Origin of the sequence: Pseudomonas sp. R28(2017) (assembly GCF_002112505.1) — a bacterium.
GTDB lineage: Bacteria > Pseudomonadota > Gammaproteobacteria > Pseudomonadales > Pseudomonadaceae > Aquipseudomonas.
Genome location: NZ_NEHW01000019.1, coordinates 23,366 through 40,517 on the forward strand (window position 1 = coordinate 23,366; position 17,152 = coordinate 40,517).

The following is a 17,152-nucleotide window of genomic DNA, read 5'->3' on the forward strand; positions in this document are numbered from 1 at the left end:
GCCTAGAAGCAAGAGCAAGAGCAAGAGCAAGATGAAGCGTAAGCGTCCGCTGAATACACATTACGTGTCAGCAACTATTGGCTTCAGTCCACTGGTACCAGCATTCCCCTAACAACTTTATCCCAATGCTGCTCGGCAGGCGTCTGGAGGTCGTGGGTATTGGAAATGCAGAATTAAATAGTTCGTCATGCGTCTCGCGTTTTTAACGACATATGGTGTTGCAAGGAGCGGGAGTAGCCTGATAAATCAGCAGTCCCAGCGATCCTTCTTGCAAAACTTCAGCAGCGCATTGATATCTTCGTAGCCTGACAGATCCACCGCTACCGCGTAGAATAAGACCCTTGTTGGTGATGGCCCTGATTCAAATTACATCCAAAAAGGACTTTTCATGCGTAAATTTCTCCGTTTGCCGGTCTCGAAAGTAACCTGTATTACGCTTCTTTCGCTCATTGCACTGACCTTTGGCACGACAGCAACGGCGGCTGATTACGCCTGTGACGGATTTGTCGGTAGTTTCGCCAATCGTCCCGATAATGAAGCAGTCTTGAAAATCGTTAAAGATGGCAACGGCTTTGTAGTGCTTGTCCAAGGTGACTCACCTGACGACTGGGAGCGCGTGCCGCTGAAGGTTGGCATACCCGAAGATATACAGAAAGAGCTGCTCGCGGAGGGAAGGAAAATGATTCCGCTAACGTGCGCATTATCAGCTGACGACGTTTTACTCTGGCAGTTTCCGGCCGGTAGCCCAGACAACCCTTCTGAGAGCAAAAGCCGCGACCGCTCCAAGTACCCGCAAAAGACCCCTTATTTGATGATCGTCAACGGGGGAGTTGTTGCTGGGGAAACTGGACTATACCGAGTTAGAACAGAGGACTAAGCCCGCCTAGGGTAAGCGTCCGCCCAACTTACCTTGCGTAAATGCCCAGGCCATGACGGGTTTCATGTCGCGAAGTACCATGTCGGTTCCTGTGCTTAGAGTTGGACAATCCAGATCAAGCAGAGCCAGAGCACAAGCTGTACTCCGGCGATCCGCTGGTTTGAGTCTGGGCGGTCTAGAACGCGTGATTATTCAACGCTCACATTCAGCGCATGGCTGGCCACGCCGTGACACCCGCATGCCAACCGATGGCCTTGCAGCACCAAAGGCTTACCGTTCATGCGTCGGCTTGGGTGCCCTTCGATGAAAGCGAAAACCCCTTGGTGGAGCGGGCAACTGGCCTTGTCGCCCAGCACGGCTGGCGTTTTACAGTTGACGGTGTGGGTGCCAGCCAGCTGGCATGACAGCACGCTGCCCCCGGTGCTGGTGGGGTCGCCCAGACAGATGGGAGGGTTCATGCCCTGGGTACCCCTCCGGTTGGGAGGCCATACTCGAAGGGGTCAGCGCCACGGTTCTGCTGGTTCTTCGCCTTGCGCGCCTCATCTGGCGGGCTGATCATCTGCACGGTGAGGCTGCCGTCGCTGCCGGCGTACACCACGGCACTGGCACCGCCGTCGAGGTAGCTGGCGATGGTGGCCAGGTTGATCTCCACCAGTGCGCTGCTGACGCCGGTATTGCCCAGGCGTCGACCGATGTCGTAGCCCTCGTCGACATTGCCCACGTCCAGGCCTTGGCCATCGGTATTGAGGCCGTGCAAGGCGTTGGTCAGCGCGATTTCTGCTTCAGTGTTGTCAGTGGTGTCGTAGAACACGCGCAGCGGTTTTTGCCCGTCGGGCAGGGTGTCGAGGGCCTTGAGCCAACCCGCTTGCAAAGCCTTGGCCTGCAACGTGGGTTTGAGGCGCTTGCCGTGTTCGTCCTGCATCGAGACCTTGATCGGACGGTGCAGGTAACCTAGCACGGGTGCTGCGTCGAACTCCTTCAGCTGGTGCTCGGCCCAACGCACGGGCAGCCAGGGGGACGGTTCGAAATGGCCTGGGCCGCGGTTACTGATGGTTTTCCAGAGGGTGGGCAGTTGCGATTGCCAGTAGGCAGTGGACATGGTGCCTGGGGCTAGCGAGAATTTGACGCCTTTAGCGTGTTCGGCAGTTTCATACCAGTCTATAAATGCCCTGTCCCGGTCCCAGTAAAACGCCCACAGCTTGCCCAGGTCAGAGTTCTTGTTCTGATTGTCCTCGGCGTCATGGGTGACGAAGGGGCGAATGTAGCGGTCCACTCGGTCCGAGCGCGTGACCAGCAGGCCAGTCGCGCTTTCGTAGATCGTCGGAACCACGTGGCCATATTGCAGCCCCGGTGTGCCGGGTTTGCGAAAGAGATCTCGTGTCATGTCACCGTCCCGGCTCGCGATCAAGGCTTGCGGCACCTTGGGGTTATCATCAAAAAACGTGAACAGTCGATCGATCATGCCTTGAGCATGGGTCGTGCTTTCATCGTCTTGCCACAGAAATTGAGTAACGCCCAAGGTCGCAGCATTACGCCCTGAATTGATCAGACCCGCCGCTCTAAAACCGTTTTCGTAGGGGGCGGGAGGTCCTAACGCAAACACCGGGATCGGCCAGTAAGCTACTGCTTGACCTGCCGAACTTTTGAATGCGATACGAACTTTGATATCTCTGGAGCTTTTCCTGTCGGTTAATGATGGGTTGTAGTCTTTAGCGTTCTGCGGGTAAATTGAAGCGAAGTTGTCATTCTTCTTCTTGATGAACTGCCAGATTTCGGACTGGCCATCTTTATAGATCCCAAGTCCCACCCCCCGAATTTCCAAGGCGTAGGTTCTAACCTGGGTGGCCTGCCGTTCGGCGATTTTGGTCTCTACTTGCCTTCGATAGCTGGTCAACTCTGCTTTCTCATTTGCCAGGGCATTGCCCCACCAATGGATACCGAAGATCAGCAGCAGCGAGCCGATAATAGCGGCAATGCCCCAGGCCATGACGGGTTTCATGTCGCGAAGTACCATGCCGGCTTCCTGTGCTTTGAGTTGGACAATCCAGATGAAGCAGAGCCAGAGCACAAGCTGCACTCTGGCGATCCGCTGATGAGGTTTGAGTCTGGGCGGTCTGAAACGCGTGATTATTCAACGCTCACATTCAGCGCATGGCTGGCCACCCCATGACACCCGCATGCCAGCCGATGGCCTTGCAGCACCACTGGCTTACCGTTCATGCGACGACTCGGATGCCCCTCGACAAAGGCAAAAACCCCTTGGTGAAGCGGGCAACTGGCCTTGTCGCCCAGCACGGCTGGCGTTTTACCGTTGACGGTGTGGGTGCCAGCCAGCTGGCATGACAGCACGCTGCCCCCGCTGCTGGTGGGGTCGCCCAGACAGATGGGAGGGTTCATGCCTAGGATCGTCCGATACTGGGGAGGCCATACTTGAAGGGGTCAGCGCCACGGTTCTGCTGGTTCTTCGCCTTGCGTGCCTCATCTGGCGGGCTGATCATCTGCACGGTGAGGCTGCCGTCGCTGCCAGCGTAGACCACGGCACTGGCACCGCCATCGAGGTAGCTGGCAATGGTGGCCAGGTTGATCTCCACCAGCGCTCCGCTGACACCGGTATTGCCCAGGCGCCGACCGATGTCATAGCCCTCGTCGACATTGCCCACGTCCAGGCCTTGGCCATCGGTATTGAGGCTGTGCAGGGCGTTGGTCAGGGCGATTTCTGCTTCAGCGTTGTTAGTGGTGTCGTAGAACACGCGCACCGGTTTTTGCCCATCGGGCAGGGTTTCGAGGGCCTTGAGCCAACCCGCTTGCAACACCTTCGCCTGCAATGCGGGTTTGAGGCGCTTGCCGTGTTCGTCCTGCATCGAGACCTTGATCGGACGGTGCAGGTAACCCAGCACTGGCGCTGCGTCGAACTCCTTCAGCTGGTGTTCGGCCCAACGCACGGGCAGCCAGGGGGACGGTTCGAAATGGCCTGGACCGCGGTTGTCGATGGTTTTCCACAAAATAGGCAGTTGCGCTTGCCAGTAGGCGGTAGACATGGTGCTGGGTGGTAATAGCACTTTATTGCCTTTGGCATGCTCGGCGGCTACATACCAATCTCCAAAGGCCTTGCTCCGGTCCCAATAAAACGCCCACAACTTGCCAAAGTCAGTTTTTTTATCCTGATTGTCCTCGGCGTCACGGGTGACGAAGGGACGAATGTAGCGGTCCACTCGGTCCGAACGTGTGACCAGCAGGCCAGTCATGCTTTCGTAGATTGTCGGAACCACGTGGCCATTTTGCAATCCCGGTGTGCCGGGTTTGCGATAGCCGTTTCGCGTCACGTCACCGTCTTCGCTTGCGATCAAGGCTTGTGGCACCTTCGGGTTATCGTCAAAAAACGTGAACAGTCGCTCGATCATGCCTTGAGCATGCGTCGTGCTTTCATTGTCTTGCCACAAAAACTGGGTAACGCCCAAGGTCGCGGCGTTACGGCCTGAGTTGATCAGGCCTGCTGCACTGTAGTCGCTGTCGTAGGGAGCGGGCGGTCCCAGCGCAAACACCGGGATTGGCCAGTACGCTACTGCCTCACCTGCCGAGTTCTTGAATGCAATACGGACTTTGATGTTTGCGGAGCTTTCCCTTACGTCTAAAGACGGGTCGTAGTCTTTCGCGTCCTGCGGGTAGATCGATGTGAAATTGTCGTTCTTCTTCTTTATGAACTGCCAGATTTTGGACTGGCCATCTGTGTATATTCCAAGTCCGACTCCCCGAATTTCCAAGGCGTAGGTGCGAACTCGAGTGGCCTGTTGTTCGGCGTTTCTGAGCTCCATCTGGTTGCGATAATTGGCAAACTCTGCCTTCTCACTTGCCAGGGCATTGCCCCACCAGTGAATGCCGAAGATCATCAGTAGCGGGCCGACAATGGCGGCAATGCCCCAGGCTAGGACGGGTTTCATGTCCCTAAGTATCATGTTAGTTTCCTGTGCTTTGAGTTGGACAATCCAGATGAAGCTGATCCAGAGCACAAGGAGTACCCCGGCGATCCACAGATAAGGTTTAAGGTTGGGCCGCGTCTGAGTGGAGGGCGGATTGTCCTTCATCGGCCAACTCCTTGTTCGGGTGCTGTGACTACCATAGACGGTGGCATAAGCGATACCAGACCAGAGGGTGGGAATAAGCCTTCTTCATAATACCGAAAACTGGCAGTCACCAATGCTTGGGCCTCCTCACTCAGTTTCGCCCAACCCGGTAACTTCGTGGTTTTGTTATATATCGTTTTATCCACCTTCCAATCCGCAATCGCTACCAACACCTCCCGCATATCCGGATCATCAAGGCTGTGCGCCTGGCCAATAGCAATATCCATCGCCGTTACCCAGCGCTGGTTTTCAGGGCTGCGCAAAACGGCCGAGTGGTAGCTGTTAGTCTCCCTTTCTTTCTTATCTTCGCGCATCCGCTCCTGAATATCATTAGGCGTTTCTTCACGAAAAATGACGTACTCTTTCACCTCTGAGCCTCGATACACGGGTACTTGGCTTATGGCTGAAGTTTGATCACCGGGCTCTTTGCCAGCGTTCCATCGGGCCAGTTCTGCATGCGAGTCCACGCGATGAGGGCTGGTACGCACCTTGAACCATTTGAAGCGGGCTTTCGGATTGCCCAGCGCGGAGCGGATACTCACGTCATCGGGGCTGTCCTTGCCTGCCTGGGTGGGTGTGCCCCGTTCTACCTCGCCGCCAAACAAATCTGGAGCATAGGGTGGGCTTAAAGGTTCGGCATTGATCAGCACTTCCTGACCTTTTGCTATTGGCGCTTGCGAGGCCACGGCGCCGCCTGACCACCCGCCAGGGTAGCGGGGTTCCCCTTTGGCACGCAGCACCGTTTGTTGTATGGCGTCGCCGACCAGTACCGGCTTACCGTCGCGATGACGCTTGGTCCACAGGCGTTGGTAAAACCGCACGGACTGCAACGCCGCCATCGCCGGTTTGCCGTCCGGCAAGGTATTGGGCACCCCATAGGTACCGATGCCATGCACGTCGTCCAGGGCGACGGTGGTGTCGTCCGGGCAGAAGTACAGGTAAACCTTGCCGCGATTATCACGCTCGGGAAAAACGGTGAAGTTGCCGACCGTGTCCCTGCGCGAGCCCTGTATGGGTGACCACCTGGGGCCCGTGCGACCGCCGTAGGTCTTGCTGTCCCTGAGTGCGGACAGCGGCGGCTGGGCGTGGGGTGCCTGGGTGACTGCGGTGGCGATGTTGATCAATGTGGCGAGTGTGTCATGGGCTTTGGGGGTGGTTTTGGGCAGCACACTGTAAGGCGTGTCCACCATGATGACGGTGTCGGCACAGCGTTGGCCCTTGTCGATCAACAGGGCTTGCGCAAGCAGGGTAATCAAGGTGCCTTGACTGTGGCCCATGATGGTGATGGTTTCATCAGGCGATACACGGCGGATCTCACTGACCAACATGGCCAATCGCGTTGCTGCGAGCACAAAGTAACGCCGGTGTGGGCCTTTACCCATGTACTGGGTGTTGGAGAGCATGGGTTGTGCGAGATGCCGGATAAACTTGGCAAAGCCGGGGCTGTACATCTCCAGCAGGTTGTTGGTGGCATTGGCGAAGAACCCGCCGCCTTTGGCGAAGTGCCGGTCCAGGCGGTTTTCGAACACGTCCTGGTATTGGCCGCGCAGTTTGGTCGGATCGTCGTTTTTATCGCGCTTGATCTCGCCAGGCTCAGCACGATAGCCCCAGTAAAACGGGATCATCAGGCTGCGTGTTTTCGGGTCGGCCGTGTCTCGCCGATAGAGGTACGTGTCTGGATCGTCCAGCTTTGCAATGTCATCTTCACTGCGCTCTTTAACTGGGCGTTTGTCCGCAGCACTGTAGGCAGCCCCATACCGCCCCGCCTTCAGATCAGGCCGATCCAGACGCTCATTCACCCCCTGGCACAACCCCGTCTCCACCGATTCGTATGAAGCCCCCGGGTCATTCACGCCGTGCAAGAAGATCACCACCCCTGGCAGGTCGGCGGGCACTTCCATTTTGCGTTCGGTGCTGAAGTTGGGTACCAGCCGTGTGACGCTTTCAGCCACGGTAATTTGATCGCCACTCATTGGCTGCCTCCTTTGCTGCTGGTGCTGCGCAAGGCAGCCACTTGTGCCTGGTGCATCGCTTCGCGCTCGACGCGTTCGGTAAGCCCACTGGCGTCGGTCAGGCCTTGCACGGTGCTGCCATCTTCAAGCGTGATCTGGTAGGCGTGGTCTACGGCCATCCGCACGCTGTCTTCAGCGTGCCCCGGGTAGTGGAAGGCCAGGCGTTGCGCCGCCGGGTCGCGGGTGAATGCCGGCCCCTGGGCGCTGTCGGTTTTAGGTCCGACCCAGTCATGCTCACTGGCATGGACGATCACCTTGCCCTGGCTGCCGATTTCGACGCCGCCACCGATCTTGATGTAACTGCCATCGTCGGCCACCAAACGAATGGTGGGTGCGGTGACGACGACCTCGCCTTCGGCGGCCGACAGGTGCAGGTTCTTTTGGGCATTGACGGTGATGTCGTCTTCCTGGGCCTGCACCAGCACTTTGCCGCGGTTGGCGATAGCACTGATGCCCTCGTCCTGGGCGAAGGCACTGATACCCTTGCCAGCTTGCAGGCGCATGGCGGCGCCGCTGGTCATTTGCAGATGGTCCTGGGCGGTGGTGTCGTGGTTCGCGCCGGCGTAGTGGGTTTGCGAGCGCGGTGTGGCGCTGGCGATTCCCGCCTCGGCCGCAACGGCCATCACGGGGTCGCCCGGGCTGTCGCTGTCGGGCGCAGGCCACTGTTTCAGGGCCTGGCTCACGTCATCGATGCCCTCGCTGTCCACGGCCGCACCCCCGCGTGCGGCGGCGGTTTGCCCAAGGCTCTTGAACAGCTCCCCGCACTCGGCCAGCAGTTTGAGCAGTTCTTCGCGGTCCAGCTGCGCGCCCGTGGCGTCGTGGCGTGCATAGGTGGTCAGTAGCAGGCCTTGGGCGGCGCGCAGGGCAATCGCGGCGTCGGTGCGCAGTTCGGCACCGTTGCCACGGGCCTTGGCCTGGCCGTCGGTCCGCGGCTCGGTGAGCTTGCCCAGGTTGAGTGCCGTGGCGTGGTGCGTGGTACCGACGCGGGCACGCAAGGCGCCCGGCGTGTCATCGAACAACAGCTCGTTGAAACCACGGCCCTTGTGCTCCTGGGTCTGGATGCCGGAGAGCGCGCGGTTGCCTGGCAAGCCTGAGGCCTTGCTGAACCGCGGCGGCGTCTGCTCGGCGTTGTACAGCACCGAGGTGACCACAGGGCGGTCGATATCGCCGGCCAGGAAGGTCACCAGCACTTCCTGGCCGATACGCGGCAAGAACTGGTGACCGAAGCCACTGCCAGCGCTGGGCATCGCCACCCGCACCCAGGTGGTGCCCTGGGGCAGGCTGTCGCCGCGCTGCCAGTGGAACCGGACCTGCACCCGCGCCAGCTCGTCAGTGAACACTTCCTCGCCTTCCGGCCCGACCACGATTGCACTGAGCGGCCCGTTGATGGTGGGGCGCGGTACGGTGATCGGGTGGCGGTAAGGGATGCTCTGGCGAATGCAGACAAACTGGTTGTCGTAGCCTGCGGGCTCGTCGGAAAAATAGTTGTTGCGCCCCTGGTGTTCGACCGACACCAGCAGGAACTGGCGAGCGTCCGCTGCGCCGCGTTCATGGTCGAAGTGCTGGGTCAGTTCGAAGCTGTAGCCCGGCCGCATGGCCCGGCAGTTGCTGCTGCCGCTGAAGGTCTTGGCCTGGGCTTCAATGATCTCCAGGTGGCGACGGACCAGCGACTCGCCGCCGTCGCGCTGGCCATGGCTGTAGGCACCGAAAAAATCGTAGACCTCGTAGGACGCGACGTCGCCCTGTTCATTGAGGCTGCCCATCTCGATGGACAAGGGATTTCTCGGTTGCTTGTAATCGAAGGTCTGGATGGCCATCTTGCCAGGTTGCAAGCCCCGGTGGCTGCGCCACTGGGTGATCGAGTCACTGGTCTCGGTGACGAAGGCGCTGTGGTAGCGGATCTGCGGTTGTTCGGGCAGCGCTTCCAGGCCTTGGGACCGATCCGTGATGATCAGGTTGTGCCCGTCCTTGCTGTGATCGAAGTAGAAGAACAGGCCGTCCTGCTCCAGCAAGCGCAGCACGAAATTCAGGTCGGTTTCGCGGTACTGGGTGATGTAGCTGTGGGGCTTGAGCGGCCTGAGCAGGTGAAACTCGAATTGGCGCAACCCGCCGTAATGCTCGAACACCGTCCGAATGACCGCTTCAATGGTCTGCTCTTGGAAGATCCGCGAATCAACACGTCGTGACAGCATCCACAGCCAGGGGCTGAGTGTCGCGCTGTAACGCGCCAGGCCGCCGTCGCTGCCCAGCAGGTTGAAGCGGGTGATGTGGCCATGGATAGGGCGCACGCCGCCGTCGGCAAGTTCGATCTCCAGAAGGGCGGGCTGGCCCATCAATGACTTGAGTTCGAGCCTGGCATCCTGGCTGATCAGCGACAGCTCGAAGCTGAACAGCGTGGACAACCCTTCTGTGCCGCTGAAGTGCTCCAGCAACAACGCCTGGTCATCCTGGAGGGGGGTGGTGAGTTTGATCAGGCGGCGGTTCTGTGGTGTAAAAATGCTCGTCAATTCCATCGACGTAATATCCCTGCGCAAAACAAGTCGCGGAAGGTAGCACAGGTTTTGGCAGCATCGGACCGATCGGGGCACGACTTAGTTTGTCAAGACGTGACGGTCATTCCATTGCCAGGGTTTTTCACCTATTGTCGAACCTCCGTCCCTGAATGATCGGCCGCTCTATGGAGAAAGTCATCGTCATCACCGGTGCCAGCCGTGGCATCGGCGCCGCCACCGCCTTGCAGGCCGCCCGCGAGGGCTACCGCATCTGCATCAACTACCACGCCGACGACCAGGCCGCCGAGCATATCCTCGCCCAGGTCCGCGCCCTCGGCGCCGAGGCCATCACCGTACGTGCCGACGCCAGTGTCGAAGACGAGGTGATCCAGTTGTTCCACCGCGTCGACCAGGAGCTCGGCCCGGTGACCGCACTGGTCAACAACGCCGGCACCATCGGCCAGCAAAGCCGTGTCGAGGACATGTCCGAGTTCCGCCTGCTCAAGGTGATGAAGACCAACGTCGTCGGCCCCATGCTCTGTGCCAAGCACGCCTTGCTGCGCATGGCTCGCCGCCACGGCGGGCACGGTGGCGCGATCGTCAATGTGTCCTCGGTCGCGGCGCGCCTGGGTTCACCCAACGAGTACGTCGACTACGCCGCCTCCAAAGGCGCGCTGGATACCTTCACCCTCGGCCTGGCCAAGGAAGTGGCGGGCGAGGGCGTGCGGGTCAACGGCGTGCGACCGGGCTACATCCATACTGGCTTCCATGCTCTTTCCGGTGACCCCGACCGCGTGGCCAAGCTCGAACCAGGCCTGCCCATGGGCCGCGGCGGCCGTGCGGAAGAAGTGGCCGAGGCGATCCTCTGGCTGCTGTCGGACAAGGCCTCGTACTCCACCGGCAGTTTCATCGACCTGGGCGGCGGGCGCTGAGCGCGGCCCGTCAGGGCAGCTCATCCGCCAGCAGCTGGCGTACCCGCTCGGCCAGTGCCTCCAGCTCGAAAGGCTTGGTCAGCACGCTGGTACCCTGCAGCAACTGGCCGTCGCTGAGCGCCGCACTTTCGTCGTAGCCGGTGATGAACAGCACCTTCAGTTCCGGGTACAACTGCCGGCAACGCTCAGCCACCTGGCGGCCATTGGGGCCGTCGGGCAGGCCGATATCGCTCAGCAGCAAGTCGGGTTGCTCGCACTGCTGCATGTAGGCCAGTGCTGCCGGGCCATTCTCGAAGGCCTCGACCTGGTAGCCGAGCTCTTCCAGTACTTCGCCAACCACCAGGCGCAGCGCGGCCTGGTCCTCCACCAGCACGATGCGTTGCCCGCCCGCGCTGCTTGCCAACGCCTTGCGCGCCGGCGGCCGGGGGGCAATGGCAGGCTGTTCGTAGTGGCGCGGCAGGTACAGTTCGACCCGCGTGCCCTTGCCGGGGGTGGAGATCAGGCGCAGCTGGCCACCCGACTGGCGCACGAAACCGTAGGTCATCGACAACCCCAGGCCGGTGCCTTGGCCCATGGGTTTGGTGGAGAAGAACGGGTCGATGGCTCGCGCCGCCACGGCTGCGCTCATGCCGCAGCCGGTGTCGGCCACGCTCAGCCGCACATAGTCGCCAGCGGCGATTTCGAGCGGGCGTGCCTGCTCGCTGTCGAGGCAGATGTTATCGCCCTCGATATCGATCGTACCGCCGCCGGGCATGGCGTCACGCGCATTGATGCACAGGTTGAGCAGGGCGCTTTCCAGTTGCGGCGGGTCGATGAAGGTCGGCCACAAGCGGGCGATGAAGTGGCTGCGCAAGGTGATCGATGGGCCGATGCTGCGGCGTACCAGCTCCTCCATGTCGCTGACCAGGGCCGCAACCTCGGTCGAGCACGGTTGCAAGGTCTGCTGGCGCGAGAAGGCCAGCAACCGGTGCACCAGCGCCGAAGCCCGTTGCGCCGAGCCGCTGGACAGTTCCAGCAGAGGTTCCAGCTCTGCGTAACGCTGCTGGGCGAGGCGCTGCTGCATCAGCTCCTGGGCGTTGATGATGCCACCCAGCAGGTTGTTGAAGTCGTGGGCGATGCCGCCGCTGAGCTGGCCCACGGCCTCCATCTTCTGCGCCTGGCGCAGCGCCTGCTCGGCCTTGGCCAGGCGCTGCTGCTCCTGGACCCGCTCGGTGATGTCGTAGGCAAACAGGTAGGCGGCTTGTACGCTGTCGTCCTGGTCGCGCAAGGCATTGAAACGCAGCTCGTAGTGGCGTTGCCCGAACGCGCCGATCTCGGTGAACTGTTCGCCCGCCAGCGCCCGCTGCCACAACGGCATGATCAGCTCACGGTCCGCCGGGTGGTCGGCCACCAGTGCCGGCAGGTAGTCACCGACTTCGGGCGTGCGGCCGTACAAGGCATGGAAGTCATGCCTGGCCTGGCGGTTGACAGCCAGCCAGCGCATGTCGGTATCGAGCACATGCACATTGACCACACTGTCGTCGACCAGCTCGGCAAACAGGCGGCGCTCAGCCAGGGCCGCACTGACCCGCTGCTCGAGCTGTTCGTTGAGCTGTTGCAGGGCCTGCTCGGCCTTGCGCCGCTCGGTGACGTCCTTGAACAGTACCGCGACCTGGCGGCGCTCCGGCGGCTCCACACGGAAGGTGGTCACCGACAGCACATGGCCGGTGGCGACCAGCTCCTGTTCGAACTGCAGCGGCTCGCCCGTGCGCAATACCGCGCCGTAACGGGCGACCCAGCCGTCAGCCTCGTCGGGCACCATTTCGCGCAGCTTCTGCCCGACCACGTTGGGGATGCCGGCATGCGTGGCATAGGCGGCGTTGGCCAGGACATGCACGTAATCGCTGAGCGGGCCATGGGGACCGTCGAAGAATTCGATGATGCAGAAGCCTTCGTCCATGGTGTCGAACAGAAATCGATAGATGTTCTGGTCCTGGTCCTGGTGTTGCAGCAGCTGGGTCTGCAGCTGTGCATTACCCTGGCGCAGGGTTTCGATTTCCTGGCGCAAGGCGAGCAGCTCGCGGTGGGGCATGGCGACGTCCGACACAGATGAATCGCCAGACTTTACCTGTCCGCAACGCGGGCGCATAGCGGGCTACGGCGGCAAGCGCCGATTTTCCAGCAACTGCGCCACGTGCTGGTTGAGCGCCGCGAGCTCGAACGGTTTGTACAGCACGGCGCAGTGCCAGCCAGGGCTGAAGGCAAGCCGGTCGCTGGCATAGCCGGTGATGTACAGCACCGCAACGCTACCGGGGAGCTTCTGGCAGGCTGCGGCTACCTGGTGGCCATCGATGCCGCCCGGCAGGCCGATATCGGTGATCAGCAGGTCCGGGCGCACGCCCGTGTGCAGCGCTTCCAGTGCGCAGCGGCCATCGCTGAAGGCGTGCACCTGGTGCCCTTGGTCCTCGAGCACCTCGCTGATCAGCAGGCGCAGGGTGTCCTGGTCTTCCACCAGCATCACCACCTGTGGCGCTGCGCGAGTCTGCTCGCTTGGTACCTGTGGCTGCGCACCGGCTTGCTCGGCGGCCTCGCAGCAGGCACGTGGCAAGTAGAGGTGGATGCACGCACCTTGCCCCGGCGCGCTGACGATGCGCAACTGGCCGCCGGACTGGCGCACGAAACCATACACGATCGACAGCCCAAGGCCCGAGCCCTGGCCCAGTGGTTTGGTGGTAAAGAAGGGCTCGAATGCCCGCTGCAGCACCTCGGCAGGCATGCCGACACCGTTGTCGCAGACACGCACATGCAGGTAGTCGCCGCCGGGCAGGTCCAGCGCACGTGCCTGCTGCGCATCGAGCCGGGCATTTTCACTGGCGATACACAGTGTGCCGCCCAGCGGCATGGCGTCGCGGGCATTGATGCACAGGTTCAGCAGTGCGTTTTCCAGTTGGTGCGGATCGATCTGCACCCGCCACTGGCCGCCCTGGGTCTGGTCAAGGAAGGTGATGCGCGCATCGAGCGAACTGGCAATCAGCTCGCGCATGCCGGCCACCAGCTGTTGCACGTCCACGGCCTGTGGCATCAGCGTCTGCTGGCGCGAGAAGGCCAGCAGGCGTTGCACCAGCGCAGCGGCGCGCTGGGTGTTGTGCCGGGCGATGCCAAGCAGCCGGGTGGTGTCGTGGTAGCGCTGCGCGGCCTGGCGTTGTTCGGCCATCTCCAGGGCGCCGGATATACCGCCAAGCAGGTTGTTGAAGTCGTGGGCGATGCCGCCGGTCAACTGACCCACGGCTTCCATTTTCTGCGATTGGCGCAGGGCTTCTTCGATCTTGCGCATGCGCTCTTGTTCGGCCACGCGCTCGCTGATGTCGTAGGCGAACAGGTACCCGCCCTGGATCCGCTGTTGGGCGTCGCGCAATGTGTTGTAGCTGATTTCATAGTGGCGCGGGGCATCGGCCGGGCCGAGGGTGATGGTATCGGTGAACGCCTCGCCGGCAAGCACGCGCGGCCACACCGGCTCCAGCCACTGTATGATGTCGGGCTGGTTGGCGATGAACTGCGGGATGTAGTCGCCCACCTGCGGCACGAAGCCGCGCAGGCGCTTGAAGGTTTCCTGCGCGGTGCGGTTGATCGCCAGCAGGCGGAAGTTGCGATCGGCCGCAAACACGTTGGCCTGGCTGTGGTCGACCAGTTCGCCCAGCAGCTTGTTGTTGGCCTGGGCCTGGTCGATGCGTTGGGCCAGTTCCTGCATCTGTTGCGGGGAGGGCGTGGAGGGCGACACATCATCAGCTGGCATGGAGCGATCCCGCGTGTGGGTCGCTCAACTATAGCCGCACTTCTTCGGCTCTTCCTTCAGAACGAGCGGATGATCCGCCCCAGGGTTTCCATGGCGCGTTCGGCGTTCTCGTTCCATGGTGAACCGTAGTTCAGGCGGATGCAGTTGCCGAAGCGCCGAGTCGGCGAAAAGATCGGCCCTGGCGCAATACTGATGCCCTGGGCCAGGGCCATGTGGAACAGCTTGAGGGCGTCCATCTGTTCGGGCAGCTCCAGCCACAGGAAGTAGCCGCCGGAGGGCTGGCTGACGCGGGTCTGCGCCGGGAAATGGCGGGCGATGGCCGCCAGCATGTTGGCCTGCTGGCCCTCCAGAGCGTAGCGCAGCTTGCGCAGGTGGCGGTCGTAGCCGCCGTGTTGCAGGTAGTCGGCGATGGCCGCCTGGGCTGGCATCGAGGCGCACAGCGAGGTCATCAGTTTCAGCCGTTCGATCTTCTGCGCGAAACGCCCGGCGGCCACCCAGCCGATGCGGTAGCCCGGTGCCAGGCTCTTGGCGAACGAGCCGCAGTGCATCACCAGGCCCTGGGTGTCGAAGGCCTTGGCCGGTTTCGGGGCCTGTTGCGCGTAATACAGCTCGGCGTAGACATCGTCCTCGATCAACGGCATCTGGTGCCGACGCAGCAGCTCGACCAGGGCCTGTTTCTTGGCTTCGGGCATGCTCGCGCCCACCGGGTTCTGGAAGTTGGTCATGCACCACACGGCCTTGACCGGGTGCTTGTCCAGGGTCTGGGCCAGCACCGTCAGGTCCATGCCCTCGCGCGGGTGCACCGGGATCTCCACGGCCTTGAGCTTCAGCCGCTCCAGCACCTGCAGGCAGGCATAGAAGGCCGGCGCCTCGATGGCCACCAGGTCGCCGGGTTCGGTCACGGCCTGCAAACACAGGTTCAGGGCTTCCAGCGCGCCATTGGTGATCAGCAGTTCTTCCATCGGCAGCATCAGCCCGCCGACCATGTAGCGCAGGGCGATCTGCCGGCGCAGCTGCGGGTTGCCCGGCGACAGGTCGGTGACCACCATGCGCGGGTCCATGGCCCGGCTGGCACTGGCCAGCGAGCGTGACAGGCGCTGCAGTGGGAACAGCTCGGGGCTGGGGAAGGCTGAGCCGAACGGCACGGTGCTCGGGTCCTTGATCGAATCGAGGATCGAGAACACCAGGCCGCTGACGTCCACCTCGGTCGATTCGCTGAGCGGTTCCAGCGCCTGCGGTTCGCTGAACTGGCGCGGGGCATGGGCATTGACGAAGTAGCCCGAGCGCGGCCTGGCGCGGATCAGCCCGCGGCGCTCGAGCAGGTAGTAGGCCTGGAACACCGTGGACGGGCTGACGCCATGGGTCTGGCTGGCATAGCGTACCGAAGGCACGCGCTGGCCTGGGCCGAGCACCCCGGAGCGGATCAGTTCGGCAATGTCGTCGGCGAAGCGTTCGTAGCGTTTCATGGGGGCTCGGCAGGCAAGGTGAACAATCAGTGTAAGGGATCAGCGGTTCAGTGGCGCCACGAAGCGGCTGCGCGCCACGCTGCGCACGGCGGGCTGGTCGCTGTCGCGGATTTCGAAGGCCAGCTCCTGCGAGCTGCTGGCGGGGCGCTCGGCCAGCATCGCCACCGACACCGGCAGCTCGCTCATTTCTCCGGCCGGGATGCTGAACGCGGTGTTACCGTGCAGTTCGAAGCCCTCGGCATCCAGCAGGCGCAGGTGGTAACGCTGGGGGTGCGCGGTTTTGTTGATGACCTTGAGCAGGTAGATGTTCTCGATCTGGCCCTGGGCATTCTCGCGGAACAGGCCGCGGTCCTTGATCACGTCCAGCGACACCATCGGGCGCAGCTGCAGGGCTACCACCAGCGCGCCGATCATCAGCACCAGGGCAGCGATGTAGCCCAGCAGGCGCGGGCGCAGCCAGTGGGTGGTGCCGCCTTGCAAGCTGTGCTCGGACTTGTAGCCGATCAGGCCGCGCGGGTAACCCATCTTGCCCATGACATTGTCGCAGGCATCGATACAGGCGGCGCAACCGATGCAGGCCATCTGCAGGCCATCGCGGATATCGATACCGGTGGGGCAGACCTGCACGCACAGGGTGCAGTCGATGCAGTCACCCAGGCCCTGGGCGCGGGCGTCACTGCCTCTCTTGCGCGGGCCACGGGATTCGCCGCGACGCGGGTCGTAGGCCACGGCCAGGGTGTCCTTGTCGAACATCACGCTCTGGAAGCGTGCATACGGGCACATGTGCAGGCATACCGCCTCGCGCAGCCAGCCGGCATTCAGATACGTGGCGGCGGTGAAGAACAGCACCCAGAACAGCGCCACGCCGCCCAGTTGCAGGGTGAACAGTTCGTGGGCCAGAGGGCGGATCGGCGTGAAGTAGCCGACGAAAGTCAGCCCGGTGAGCACGCCGATGGCCAGCCACAGGCTGTGCTTGAGCGTGCGCCGGGCCAGTTTGTTCAGGCTCCACGGCGCGGCGGCCAGCTTGATGCGCTGGTTGCGGTCGCCTTCGGTGACCTTTTCGCACCACATGAACAGCCAGGTCCAGGTGCTTTGCGGGCAGCTGTAACCGCACCACACCCGGCCGGCGTAGACGGTGATGGCGAACAGGCCGAAGGCGCAGATGATCAGCAGCGCCGAGAGCAGGATGAAGTCCTGCGGCCAGAAGGTGGCGCCGAAGATGTGGAACTTGCTGTCGGCCAAGTCCCACAGCACGGCCTGGCGACCGTTCCAGTCGAGCCAGGCGGTGCCGAAGAACAGCACGAACAGCGCGCCGGCGAAGGCAATGCGCAGCGTGCGGTACAGGCCGGTGAAACTGCGGGTGTGGATGCCACTGGCGGCAATCTGGATGGCATGGATTCGTTCAGTCATGGCGTCGGTGCTCTTACGGCCTCGATCAGGCACGAGCACTATGGCCCCCGAACTGTTTTCAGCACAGGCT

The 17,152-nt window shown here is 62.0% G+C and carries 12 protein-coding genes; 2 read left to right on the forward strand and 10 right to left on the reverse strand.

The genetic code is table 11. From position 1 onward, the window contains the following. Positions 1-388: 388 nt before the first annotated feature. Positions 389-877 carry a hypothetical protein gene (locus tag CAF78_RS25035; RefSeq protein ID WP_085692107.1) on the forward strand — a complete coding sequence of 163 codons (489 nt, stop codon included), beginning with the start codon at positions 389-391 and terminating at the stop codon, positions 875-877. 188 nt (positions 878-1,065) lie between these two features. On the opposite strand, the gene CAF78_RS25040 is transcribed toward CAF78_RS25035, so the two are convergent. The 6 genes from CAF78_RS25040 to CAF78_RS25065 form a co-directional block, all read right to left on the reverse strand. Beyond that, positions 1,066-1,335, reverse strand: a complete 270-nt coding sequence (locus CAF78_RS25040) for a PAAR domain-containing protein (RefSeq protein ID WP_085679315.1) — start codon at positions 1,333-1,335, stop codon at positions 1,066-1,068. Beyond that, the gene (locus CAF78_RS25045) at positions 1,332-2,891 is read right to left on the reverse strand and encodes a DUF2875 family protein (RefSeq protein ID WP_085679318.1); all 1,560 of its coding nucleotides are present in this window, start codon (positions 2,889-2,891) and stop codon (positions 1,332-1,334) included. Before CAF78_RS25045 ends, CAF78_RS25040 begins: the two co-directional genes overlap by 4 nt. Before the next feature lie 113 nt (positions 2,892-3,004). Next, positions 3,005-3,274 carry a PAAR domain-containing protein gene (locus tag CAF78_RS25050; RefSeq protein ID WP_085679321.1) on the reverse strand — a complete coding sequence of 90 codons (270 nt, stop codon included), beginning with the start codon at positions 3,272-3,274 and terminating at the stop codon, positions 3,005-3,007. Positions 3,275-3,276: 2 nt separating this feature from the next. After that, the gene (locus CAF78_RS25055) at positions 3,277-4,959 is read right to left on the reverse strand and encodes a DUF2875 family protein (protein ID WP_085679324.1); all 1,683 of its coding nucleotides are present in this window, start codon (positions 4,957-4,959) and stop codon (positions 3,277-3,279) included. Continuing rightward, on the reverse strand, positions 4,956-6,971 hold the full coding sequence (locus tag CAF78_RS25060) for a DUF3274 domain-containing protein (RefSeq protein WP_085679327.1): 2,016 nt from the start codon (positions 6,969-6,971) through the stop codon (positions 4,956-4,958). The genes CAF78_RS25055 and CAF78_RS25060 overlap by 4 nt, the downstream gene beginning before the upstream one ends. After that, positions 6,968-9,523: a type VI secretion system Vgr family protein gene (locus CAF78_RS25065; RefSeq protein WP_085679330.1), complete on the reverse strand. Its 2,556-nt coding sequence runs from the start codon at positions 9,521-9,523 to the stop codon at positions 6,968-6,970. The genes CAF78_RS25060 and CAF78_RS25065 overlap by 4 nt, the downstream gene beginning before the upstream one ends. 164 nt (positions 9,524-9,687) lie before the next feature. Between CAF78_RS25065 and CAF78_RS25070 the strand changes: the two genes are divergently transcribed. After that, complete coding sequence (locus tag CAF78_RS25070; RefSeq protein ID WP_085679333.1) at positions 9,688-10,434, forward strand: SDR family oxidoreductase; 747 nt, start codon at positions 9,688-9,690, stop codon at positions 10,432-10,434. A gap of 10 nt (positions 10,435-10,444) precedes the next feature. Here the strand turns inward: CAF78_RS25070 and CAF78_RS25075 are convergent, their stop codons facing one another. From CAF78_RS25075 to ccoG, 4 genes are all read right to left on the reverse strand, one after another. Further along, complete coding sequence (locus tag CAF78_RS25075; protein WP_085679336.1) at positions 10,445-12,505, reverse strand: PAS domain-containing sensor histidine kinase; 2,061 nt, start codon at positions 12,503-12,505, stop codon at positions 10,445-10,447. Between the two features lie 63 nt (positions 12,506-12,568). Then, positions 12,569-14,206 (reverse strand): PAS domain-containing sensor histidine kinase, encoded by a 1,638-nt coding sequence (locus CAF78_RS25080; protein ID WP_085679339.1) that lies wholly within the window; start codon positions 14,204-14,206, stop codon positions 12,569-12,571. 56 nt (positions 14,207-14,262) lie between these two features. Beyond that, complete coding sequence (gene mapR, locus CAF78_RS25085; RefSeq protein ID WP_085679342.1) at positions 14,263-15,672, reverse strand: GntR family transcriptional regulator MpaR; 1,410 nt, start codon at positions 15,670-15,672, stop codon at positions 14,263-14,265. Between the two features lie 39 nt (positions 15,673-15,711). Continuing rightward, positions 15,712-17,082: a cytochrome c oxidase accessory protein CcoG gene (gene ccoG, locus CAF78_RS25090; RefSeq protein ID WP_085679345.1), complete on the reverse strand. Its 1,371-nt coding sequence runs from the start codon at positions 17,080-17,082 to the stop codon at positions 15,712-15,714. Positions 17,083-17,152: the final 70 nt, after the last annotated feature.